This window comes from Streptomyces flavofungini (assembly GCF_041028215.1).
Lineage (GTDB): Bacteria > Actinomycetota > Actinomycetes > Streptomycetales > Streptomycetaceae > Streptomyces > Streptomyces flavofungini_B.
In genome coordinates, this window is the sequence record NZ_JASKYR010000268.1 from 1 (window position 1) to 10,096 (window position 10,096).

Sequence of the window (10,096 nt, forward strand, 5' to 3'; positions counted from 1 at the left end):
GTCCTGGTCATGGCGCTGCTCCTGGTACTCGCGCTCGCCCTGTACTGGGTGCCCGCGCTCGGCATGGGCGACGCGGACCTCGCGGACATGGGCGGGCTCGGCCTGATCTCCGTACTGCCGAAGGCGACGCTGCTCGGCGCCGCCCTGCTGATCGTCGTCTTCGCGGTGCTGCTCTGGATGGACCGGCCGGTCAAGAGCCTGCTCCTGCTGACGCTGCTCGCCACGGTGGTGTCCCTGCACGCGCTGCCCGCCGTCATCGAGACCGAGCCGCGGTTCGCCACCGCCTGGCAGCACCTGGGCTTCCTGGAGTACATCGACCGGCACGGCACCGCCGCGCCCGATCTCGACGCGCGCTGGAGCTGGCCCGGCTTCTTCGCGGCGGCCGCCTTCGTGGCGCGGGCGTGCGGCGTCTCCGATCTGACCGAGGTCATCCGCTGGTGGCCGACCGTCATCCAACTGCTCTATCTGGCGCCGCTGTTCCTGCTGGTGCGCTCGATGCGGGCGGCCTGGCGCGCCAAGTGGGCCGGGCTGTGGATCTTCGTGCTGAGCGGCTGGGTCGGCCAGGACTACTTCTCCCCCCAGGGCTTCACGTACCTGCTCTACCTCGCCTTCGTCGCCATCCTCCTGGTCTGGTTCCGCGCCCCGCGCGTGCTGTGGACGAAGCGTCGTCCCGGCGAGCTGGAGGTCGAGCCGACGGGCCGCGCGGAGCGCGCCGTGCTGCTCCTGATCCTCGTCGGCCTCTTCGCCGCGTCGGTCGCCGCGCACCAGCTCACGCCGTTCGTGATGCTCGGCGTCCTCACCGTGCTGGTCCTCGTCGGCCGCTCGGAGCTGCGCGGCCTGCCCGTGCTGTTCGGTGTGTTCGTCGTCGTATGGCTCGGCTTCCTCGCCGAACCGTACTGGTCGGGGCACTTCGACGACCTGTTCGGCGGTGTCGGGGGCGTCGGCGGCAATGTGTCCTCGTCGGTGTCGGGACGCATCGAGGGCGGCAGTTCGACGCACCAGCTCGTGCTGTACGTACGGGTGGCGATGGCCGGAGCCGTGCTGGCGTTCGCCTGCTGGGGCTGGTGGCGGCGGCGCTTCCACAAGTACACCGAGCGCTCGCTCCTCGTCCTCACCTTCGTGCCGTTCCTCGGCTTCGGCATGCAGTCCTACGGCGGCGAGATGGCGCTGCGCGTCTTCATGTTCGCGCTGCCGGGGGCGGCCCTGCTCGCCGGTCTCGCGCTCTTCCCCCGGGCCGGTCTCACGGCCGAGGAGCGGGACCGCGACCGGGTGAGCCTCGCGCCGCTGGCCGCGCTGCTGGCCGGGCTCGTCCTGATGGGCGGCTTCCTGGTGGCCCGCTGGGGCAACGAGTCCTTCGAGCGCGTACGTCCCGGCGAGGTCGCGGCCATGGACTGGGTGTACGCGCACGACGATCCGACGGTACGGCTGCTCTGGATGAGCAACGACACGGTCGACAACGTCACCCCCGCCATGCCGTGGGGCGCCCGTGACATGGAGAAGGTGGAGTACCTGCCCACGCTCGCGCCCGCCGATCCGGTGCTGGTCGCCGGCCTGGTGAAGGCGCTCAAGGACGCGGGCCCGAACTCGTATCTGATGGTCAACGAGAGCCAGTCGACCTATCTGGAGCTCGACGCGGGCTACGCCGCGTCCTGGCAGTCACGGCTGATCAAGGGCCTGGACGAGCGCGAGGAGCTGACGAAGGTCTTCAGCAACGGCGACGCGACCCTCTACGGCATGCGGGTGCCGCCGGACGGCAGGGCCGCCGAACCCGATCCGGGACCCGCCGGGCCGAAGGTGACGTGGACCCCGTGGTCGGTCGTGGGGGCGCTCGCCTTCCTGGCGCTCGCGGTGCTGCTCACGGCGCGCGAGGTGGTGCGGGTCGCGGCGGCGCCGAGCGTGCGCCAGCAGCGGTGGCTCCAGAGCAGCTTCTGGTTCTCGCTGCCGCTGCTCGCGGTGCTGCTCGCCTCGCTCATCCAGCGGTTCGTGACGATGGCGTAAGGCACGCCCTCAGCGCTTGAGCCACTTCACCCCGTACCCGGCCAGGTCGAAGCGCTCGCCGTCGACCTTCGTGCTGATCTGACGGTCCAGGGTGTTGACCACGAGAACGGCCTTGTCGTCGGCCAGCACCCGCACATGCGGCCGGTCGTCGGCGGCGACCGCGACCTTCTCGAACCGCGTGCCGGGACCGAACTCCGCGTTGAACCGGCCGATGAGCTTCAGCATGGGCAGTTCGGTGCCGCCGTCCGCGCGCTGCGTCGGGGTCCACAGGCAGCCCGCGCAGGCGGCGGCGCCCCGCTTCTGCGGATTCCAGTAGAAGCCGCTGCTCGCGCCGCCCGCCGCCATCGCCATCAGACCGGACGCCTGGACGGCGACGCGGTGCGGCTCGGACCAGTCGTCGCGGTCGTCCTGACTGTCGCCGGGCTCCACGTAGTACTCGGCCCACCACAGCGGCAGGTCCCCGGTGCGCGCGCGGATCCACTCGCCCACGGCCGTGAACTTGGCGGTGGCCCGGAACGCGTCGGGGAGCAGTTCGTCGTCCTTGGTGTAGCCGGCGCCGTCGACGACGACGAAGTCCGCGCCCTTCTTGTGCTCGTTCCAGTAGTCGAAGGCGTCGAGGACACGCTGGTCCAGGCTGCCCCAGGGGCCTTTCACCCGCGAGGCGTACATGGTCTGGCGCGGGTGGACGCTGTCCATCACCAGATAGGGGCCGCCCACCATGATGTCCTTGTCGACTTTCTTGAGCTCTTCGTAGACGCGGTTGTACAGCTTTGTGTACCCCTCGTAGTCCCAGCGGCCCTGTCCGGTGTTCCAGAAGCCCTTGAACTCGTTCCAGACGATGAAGTGGCGTACGTCGGGATAGCGCTTGGCGACGGTCGCGGCGAGCCGGGCGAAGTCGTCGTAGTGATCGGGGTCCGGGGCGGTCTCCAGGGCCCGCCTGCTCCAGTCGGTGCTGTCGGCGCCGGGTTCGCCGCCCTTCATCCAGTCCGGGGCGCAGCAGAGCGTGACGACGGGGATGCCCCCGCTCTCCCGTACGAAGTCGATGCGGCGGTCCATCTCGGAGAAGTCGTAGTGCCCTTCGACGGGTTCGGGGTTGCCCGCGCCCCAGCCCATGAGGTGCTGGATCTGCGGGACGGGCCGCCGCTGTCCCGCGAGCTCGGCCCGGACCCGGCCCACGGCCTCGGCGTCGCCCTCGTCGGCGCTGTACTGGGTGTGGGTGAAGCCCCAGCCCACGGCCGATTCGGTGTTGCCCGGCGGGGTGGCGGGGGTGCCGTGCACCTTGTCGCCGTCCGGGGTCGTGCCCGCGGTGCTTCCGCCGTCCCCGGGGAGCGTGCTGACCAGGGTGACCACCAGGGCCAGGGCGACCAGGCCCACGCCGAGCAGTGCGGTGAGCCGCCACCGCAGTGCCCCCGAAACCCACCCATGCCGTCCCATCGGCGTCCAGCGTATCGGCGCCATCCGACGGTGGGTGCGGTTCCGGCCACAGCTCCGTAACGGGTCCGGCGGCGGCCTCGAAGCGGCGGGGCGCGGGAACACGCGGCGGAAACGGGGTGCGTACGGAGGCGTCCGTGCCGGATCATGTCGGCATGGCCGCCAACCCTCACGACGCCCTGCCGATCCGGCTCAACGTCGACGACAGCGACTCCCCGTCGGACGTCGTGGACGCGCTGTTCCTCGGCCGCTTCGCGACCGGCGAGCAGCCCTTCTCGCACAGCGCCAACATCGACCGCGTCAAGTCCGGTTCGACCCTGCTGCCCCCGGGCGCGAAGATCCTGCGGGCCGCCCGTGACGACGACCGCAGCGCGACCCTCGCCGAGGGCAGGGGCTGGACCCTGCTGGTCTCCCGCTGGAACCGGGGCGCCGACGTCACGGTGACGGCGACCACCGCCGAGCTCGCGGAGAAGGTGCTCGGGCAGGCGACGGACGGCGCGCAGGACGAGCCCGAGCCGCAGCCGGAGAACGTGACGATGGGGTTCTGGTACGTGTCGCCCCGCCGCGGTCCGTACCGCACGACCCGGCAGATCTCGGCCGGTACGTGGGAGGAGGTGCGGCCCAACTACACCGCGCCGGTCGCCGACGCCATGGACAAGCTGATGAAGACGGTGCCCGAGGACATCTCGGGCCGTCTGCTGCTCCTGCACGGGCCGCCCGGCACCGGCAAGACGTCGGCGCTGCGCACGCTCGCCCGCTCCTGGCGCGACTGGTGCCAGGTGGACTGCGTCCTCGACCCCGAGCGGCTCTTCAGCGACGTCGGCTATCTGATGGACATCGCGATCGGCGAGGACGACGGCACGGCGAAGGGCCGCTGGCGGCTGCTGCTCCTGGAGGACTGCGACGAGCTGATCAGGGGCGAGGCGAAGCACACGGCGGGCCAGGCGCTGTCCCGGCTGCTCAACCTCACCGACGGACTCCTCGGCCAGGGCCGCAACGTCCTGGTCGGTGTCACGACCAACGAGGACCTGGAGCGCCTGCACCCCGCCGTCGTCCGCCCGGGGCGCTGCCTCGCCCGCATCGAGGTCGGCGCGCTGACCCGCCCCGAGGCGGTGGAGTGGCTCGGCACGGACGAGGGGGTGGGCCGCGAGGGGGCGACCCTCGCGGAGCTGTTCGCCCTCCGGCGCGGCACGGCACCGACGTCGGTGCCCGGCCAGCGGGAGGGCGGCGCGGACGCGGGGCTCTATCTGTGACCGCACATGGCCCCGGGGCCCGCGCCCCGTGGCCGCCCCGGGGCTACTCCGGGACCGCGTAGGCCGCCCGCAGGGCCTCCCGCACGGCCGCGAGCGCCTCCTTCTCGGAGAGCCCGAGCCGCCGGGCCCGCTCGGCGAAGCTCTGCGCGGCGTTCGACGCCTCCCGCGCGGCGGCGTCTCCCGCGGCGGCGACGAACGTGCCGTTGCGCCCCCGGGTCTCGATCACCCCGTCCGTCTCCAGGAACCGGTAGGCCTTGGCGACCGTGTTGGCCGCGAGCCCCAGCTCCTGGGCGAGGCCGCGCACCGTGGGCAGTTTGTAGCCGACCGGCAGTATCCCCGACCTGGCCTGCCCGGCGATCTGGGCCCGCACCTGCTCGTACGGCGCGGTGCTCGCGCCCGCGTCGATGTCGATCATCAGAGTCACGGAAGCGATTGTCCCGCACGGCGCGGCCCCGCGGGCACACTTCCCCCCGCGCCCGCGACGGGCGAGCGGGCCCCCTGGTGACCAGCATCGGAAAATGGGAGGCCGCCGCCGCGCCGCGCGCGTACCGTGCGGCCCCATGACAGTGATCGTCCGTGCCTTCGATCCCGGCAGCGCGTTGGCCGCCAAGGACGCCGAGGGCTTCGCCGCCGTACGCCGGGCCTGTGTGCCCGCCATGCTCGCGACCCCCGAGTCGGTCGCCTTCGACCGGGCGCACGCCCATCCGGACGCGCACTACCGGCAGCTGATCGCCGAGCACGACGGCGAGGTGGTCGGTACGGCGCAGGTCGGGATCGCCCACGACAGCCCGGAGCCCGGCCAGGGCTTCGCCAACGTCTGCGTCCACCCGGAGCGGCTCGGCGCCGGTGCCGGGACGCTGCTGCTGCGCACGGCCGAGGAGCATCTGGCGCACGCGGGGGCGCGGACCGTCTACTCCTGGGTGCTCGACGAGCCCGGGAACCTCGCCTTCGCCGCCCGCCACGGCTACCGCGCCAGCCGCCGCGCGCACTTTCTCCGCCTCGACCTCGCGCACGGCGCACTGCCGGTCCCCGCCGCCCCGCCGGCCGGGGTGGAGCTGGTCAGCGGATCGGTGTACGCGCGGGACGCGCGCCCCCTCTTCGCCCTCGACGCGGAGACGGTGGCCGACGAACCGGGTGACGTCGCCGCGGAGTTCACGGACTACGCGCACTGGCTCGCCGAGACCTGGCGGCACCCGCTGGTCAGCCAGGAACTCACGACGGTGGCCCTGCTGGACGGCCGTCCGGCCGCCTTCAGCCTGGCCAGGACGGACGGCGCGGGCCGGTACGCGTCCGGCATGACGGGCACCGCGCGGGCCCACCGGGGCCGGGGCCTCGCCAAGCTCGCCAAGCACGACTCCCTGCGGCGCGCCCGCGCGGCCGGCTGCACGGAGGCGTTCACCGGCAACGACGCGGGCAACGGCCCGATGCTGGCGGTCAACGCGTGGTTCGGTTACGAGATCTGTGCGACGGAGGTGCGCCATGTCCGGGACCTCGGCTGACGCCAGGGCCACGAAGGTCGAGATCGCCCTGGTCAAGGCGGGTGCTCTCAAGATCCGCTACCCGGCGGAGCTGCTCCGCGACGACGGGACGCGGCTCACGGTGCGGGCCCCCTGGGCGGCCCCCGGCGTGCGCGACTTCGGCTTCGTGCGCTTCGAGCCGGGCGACGTCTTCACCGAGCACTACTGGCGGGACCGCTGGTACGCGGTCAAGGAGGTGTACGCCGCCGACGGCACCCTGAAGGGCTGGTACTGCGACGTGACCCGCCCCGCGGTCCGGGAGGGCACGGTCGTCACGGTGGAGGACCTGGACCTCGACCTGTGGTGCTCGGCGGACGCCGCCCGCGTGCTCCGCCTCGACGAGGACGAGTTCGAGGCGAGCGGGCTGCGGAGGACGGACCCCGGCGCGGCCGGGGCCGCGCTCCGCGCACTGGACGAACTGGAGGCCATCGCCAAGGGCAGCGGCCTCCGCAGGATGCTGGAACCCGATTCTCGATCAGAAAGCCTGTCCACATAGGTCTACGGAACGTCATAGATGGACATCGGTAAGGCAGGGAGGCAGCCATGCGCCGAGTGACCGTGCACAAGCCCGTGAGCAAAGCCGTCAGCCGTCGAGTGCGGGAACGCCAGGAGAACGAGGCCGCCCCGCGCGAAAGGCCGGAGGTCCGCAAGGATGTCCAGCGCACCTGGTGGCCGGACGGATGAGACGCCGTCAGGCTCCGTGGAGCCGCTTGCGGTAGTGCACGCGGTGCAGGGACCGTCGAGCCACCGCTCCACCGACCACGCGGCCGACGCGGCCGACGTGGCGGCGGGGCGGATGCCGATGGGTTCTCCGGTGGGCCCGGTCATGCCTCCACGTCTGCGTCACGGCGGCGGGCCCGTGCCAGCGCCTTCTTCACCAACGGCCAGGCCACGATCAGGACGATGAGGCCATAGACGGTGCGGGAGAACGGTGTGCCGACGAGGCCGCCGACACTGCCGTCGCTGATCTGGAGGGCGCGGCGGAGCTGCTGTTCGGCGTTGGGGCCGAGGATGACGCCGATGACCGCGGGCAGGACGGGCAGTCCGTAGCGCCGCATGCCGAAGCCGATCAGGCCGATGACCAGCAGGATGACCAGGTCGACGGGCTCGCCGCCGACGGCGTAGGCGCCGACCGCGGCGAAGAACAGGATGCCCGCGTAGAGGTAGGGGCGCGGGATGCGCAGCAGCTTCGCCCAGACGGGGGCCAGCGGCAGGTTGAGGGCGAGCAGCAGCACCATGCCGACGAAGAGCGAGGCGATGAGGCCCCAGACCAGGTCGGGCTCGCGTTCGAAGAGCAGCGGTCCCGGCTGGATGCCGTACTGCTGAAAGGCGGCGAGCATCACGGCGGCCACGGCGGTCGTCGGCAGGCCGAGCGTCAGCATGGAGACGAGGGTGCCCGCCGCCGACGCGGAGGACGCCGACTCGGGGCCCGCGACGCCCTCGATGGCGCCCTTGCCCCACTCGTCCTTGTGCTTGGACAGGCGCTTCTCGGTGACGTAGGAGAGGAACGTCGGGATCTCCGCGCCGCCCGCCGGGATCGCCCCGAAGGGGAAGCCGATGAAGGGCCCGCGCAGCCAGGACTTCCAGGTGCGGCGCACATCGGCCCTGCCGAGCCAGGGGCGGCCCACGGGGATGGCCTCGCCGCCGGTGCGGCGCAGGTGCGCGGCGACCCAGAGGGCCTCGCCGATCGCGAAGAGGCCGACCGCGACGATCACCACGTCGACGCCGTCGGCGAGCTGGAGCGAACCGAAGGTCAGGCGCTGCTGGCCGGTCATCTGGTCCAGGCCCACCAGGCCGATGGTCAGTCCGATGAGCAGGGAGGCGAGGCCCCGGATGCGGGAGGAGCCGAGGACCGAGGTGACGGCGATGAAGGCGAGCACCATGATGGCGAAGTAGTCGGGAGCGCCGATGCCGACGGCCAGGTCGGCCACGGTCGGCGCGAGGGCGACGAGGAGCAGCGTGCCGATCATGCCGCCCGCGAAGTGCCCGATGGCGGCGGCCGCGAGGGCCTGGGCGCCCCGCCCGGCCCTGGCCATGGGATGGCCCTCCATGGCGGCGACGACGGCGGCGCTCTCGCCGGGGGTGTTGAGCAGGATCGAGGTGGTGGAGCCGCCGAACATCGCGCCGTAGTAGATGCCCGCGAACATGATGAAGGCGCCGGTCGGTTCGAGGCCGTAGGTCACGGGGAGCAGCAGGGCGACGGCCATCGCGGGTCCGATGCCGGGCAGCACGCCGATGGCGGTGCCCAGGAGCACGCCGACGGCGGCCCAGAGGAGGTTGACGGGGGTGAGGGCGGTGCCGAAGCCGCCCATCAGGGAGTTGAAGGCGTCCATGTCACAGCACTCCCATCAGGGGGCCGCCCGGCAGCGGAACGCCGAGCAGGTTGTTGAAGACCTCGTACGTGACCACGGCGAGCATGGCGGCGATCAGCGGATCGCGGTGCAGGCTGCGGCTGCCGAGGGCGTAGGCGGAGCCCCAGAAGAGCAGGGCGCCCGCGAGGGGGAAGCCGAGCGGTTCGATGAGGACGGCGGTGGCGAGGAAGACGCCCGCGAGGAGCAGGACGGTCCGCCAGTCGGCGGGTTCGGAGAGGTCGATGTCCTCGCCGCCCTCGGCCTCGCCCCGGCCGCCGCGCAGCACGTCGACGGCGAGCAGGACGGCGACGACGAGCAGCCCCGCGCCGACCGCGAGGGGCACGGTCCTTGGGCCGATGGGACCGCGCTGGGTGATCTCGACGTCCATGGTGAGGGCGTCGGTGAGGACGAGCGCGCCGAGGGCGAGCAGCAGGACGCCCACGCCGAGTTCGGAGTGCTCGCGCAGCCAGGAGCGGCGGCCGCGCTCCCGGGTCTCCTCGCTGCCGGGGCCGATGCCGGAGCCGGTCTCGTCTCCGGTGCCGGTGCCGGTGTCGCTCGTGGTCACAGTCCCAGCTCCTTCAGCACGGACACGACGCGCCTGTCCTGGGCGTCCAGGAAGTCGCCGAACTTCTCGCCGGTCAGGAAGGCGTCGTCCCAGCCGTTGGTCTTCAGGGACTTCTGCCACTCGGGCGAGGCGTGCAGCTTCTTGACGAGGGTGGTCAGCTTGGCGCGCTCGGCGTCGCTGAGTCCGGGCGGGGCGACGATGCCGCGCCAGTTGGTGAAGTCGACGTCGTAGCCGGACTCCTTGAGGGTGGGCCCGTCGAGGCCCTTGACCCGCTTCGGCCCGGTGACGGCGAGGAGCCGGAGCTCCCCCGACTTGATCTGGTCCAGGTACTCACCGACCCCCGAGACCCCGAAGGCGACCTTGCTCCCGAGGATGGAGGCGAGAAGCTCACCGCCCCCGTCGAAGGGCACGTAGTTGACCTGCTTCGGGGCGATCCCCGCGGCGCGGGCCATCAGCATCGGGGCGAGGTGGTCGGGCCCGCCGGGCGAGGAGCCGCCGCCGACGGGCAGCTTGCCGGGGTTCTCCCGCCACGCCTCGACGAGCTGCCCGATGGTCTTGTACGGGGAGTTCCTGGCGACCACCACGACGTCCTGCTCCTCGGTGAGCCGGGCGATCGGGGTGGTGTCGCCGAGGGACTTCGGCGAGTGGTTGGAGCGTGCGGCGCCGACGACGCCGAGCCCCATGGACATGGCGAGCTTGCCGTTGCCGTGCTCGCCGACGAGCCGGGTCAGACCGACGGTGCCGCCCGCGCCGGGCAGGTTGAACACCTCGATGTTGTGGGTGAGTCCGGCGTCCTCGGCGTTCTTCGCCGCGGTGCGGGCGGTGATGTCGTAGCCGCCGCCGGGCGTGTTGGGGACCATGAAGCGCAGGCCGGGGATCTGCGTGCCGGTGTCGGCGCCGCTGCCCGTGGTGAGCAGCGGCGGCGCCACGAGCACGAGGAGGGCGGACCCGAGCAGGGCGAGGGGTGTGCGCAGGCGCACG

At 72.4% G+C, this 10,096-nt stretch carries 9 protein-coding genes and 1 pseudogene; 5 read left to right on the forward strand and 5 right to left on the reverse strand.

What is annotated here, in order from left to right; translation table 11 throughout:
- Positions 1 to 1,998 (forward strand): annotated as a pseudogene (locus tag AB8Z36_RS19495) (lipopolysaccharide biosynthesis protein); the annotation flags it as partial.
- A 9-nt stretch (positions 1,999 to 2,007) separates the two neighbouring features.
- On the opposite strand, the gene AB8Z36_RS19500 reads toward AB8Z36_RS19495, so the two are convergent.
- Positions 2,008 to 3,432, reverse strand: coding sequence for a GH39 family glycosyl hydrolase (locus AB8Z36_RS19500; protein WP_369214620.1), 1,425 nt, complete (start codon positions 3,430 to 3,432; stop codon positions 2,008 to 2,010).
- A 152-nt stretch (positions 3,433 to 3,584) separates the two neighbouring features.
- On the opposite strand from AB8Z36_RS19500, the gene AB8Z36_RS19505 reads away from it, so the two are divergent.
- Complete coding sequence (locus AB8Z36_RS19505) at positions 3,585 to 4,682, forward strand: DUF5925 domain-containing protein (protein WP_369214621.1); 1,098 nt, start codon at positions 3,585 to 3,587, stop codon at positions 4,680 to 4,682.
- Between the two features lie 43 nt (positions 4,683 to 4,725).
- Here the strand turns inward: AB8Z36_RS19505 and AB8Z36_RS19510 are convergent, their stop codons facing one another.
- Positions 4,726 to 5,106: a GntR family transcriptional regulator gene (locus tag AB8Z36_RS19510; RefSeq protein ID WP_369214622.1), complete on the reverse strand. Its 381-nt coding sequence runs from the start codon at positions 5,104 to 5,106 to the stop codon at positions 4,726 to 4,728.
- A 136-nt stretch (positions 5,107 to 5,242) separates the two neighbouring features.
- Between AB8Z36_RS19510 and AB8Z36_RS19515 the strand changes: the two genes are divergently transcribed.
- Genes AB8Z36_RS19515 through AB8Z36_RS19525 form a run of 3 tightly spaced genes read left to right on the forward strand, consistent with a single transcriptional unit; the run spans position 5,243 to position 6,883 of the window.
- Positions 5,243 to 6,181, forward strand: coding sequence for a GNAT family N-acetyltransferase (locus AB8Z36_RS19515; protein WP_369214623.1), 939 nt, complete (start codon positions 5,243 to 5,245; stop codon positions 6,179 to 6,181).
- A complete protein-coding gene (locus AB8Z36_RS19520) occupies positions 6,162 to 6,695 on the forward strand; it encodes a DUF402 domain-containing protein (RefSeq protein ID WP_369214624.1) in 534 nt (177 codons plus the stop codon). Before AB8Z36_RS19515 ends, AB8Z36_RS19520 begins: the two co-directional genes overlap by 20 nt.
- Before the next feature lie 47 nt (positions 6,696 to 6,742).
- Positions 6,743 to 6,883: a hypothetical protein gene (locus AB8Z36_RS19525; protein WP_369214625.1), complete on the forward strand. Its 141-nt coding sequence runs from the start codon at positions 6,743 to 6,745 to the stop codon at positions 6,881 to 6,883.
- 140 nt (positions 6,884 to 7,023) lie between these two features.
- Here AB8Z36_RS19525 and AB8Z36_RS19530 read toward each other — a convergent pair whose 3' ends face one another.
- The 3 genes from AB8Z36_RS19530 to AB8Z36_RS19540 are packed head-to-tail and all read right to left on the reverse strand — an operon-like array spanning position 7,024 to position 10,095.
- Complete coding sequence (locus AB8Z36_RS19530) at positions 7,024 to 8,532, reverse strand: tripartite tricarboxylate transporter permease (protein WP_369214626.1); 1,509 nt, start codon at positions 8,530 to 8,532, stop codon at positions 7,024 to 7,026.
- Between the two features lies 1 nt (position 8,533).
- Positions 8,534 to 9,064 carry a tripartite tricarboxylate transporter TctB family protein gene (locus AB8Z36_RS19535; protein ID WP_369214628.1) on the reverse strand — a complete coding sequence of 177 codons (531 nt, stop codon included), beginning with the start codon at positions 9,062 to 9,064 and terminating at the stop codon, positions 8,534 to 8,536.
- Positions 9,065 to 9,111: 47 nt separating this feature from the next.
- Positions 9,112 to 10,095, reverse strand: a complete 984-nt coding sequence (locus tag AB8Z36_RS19540) for a Bug family tripartite tricarboxylate transporter substrate binding protein (RefSeq protein ID WP_369214627.1) — start codon at positions 10,093 to 10,095, stop codon at positions 9,112 to 9,114.
- Position 10,096: the final 1 nt, after the last annotated feature.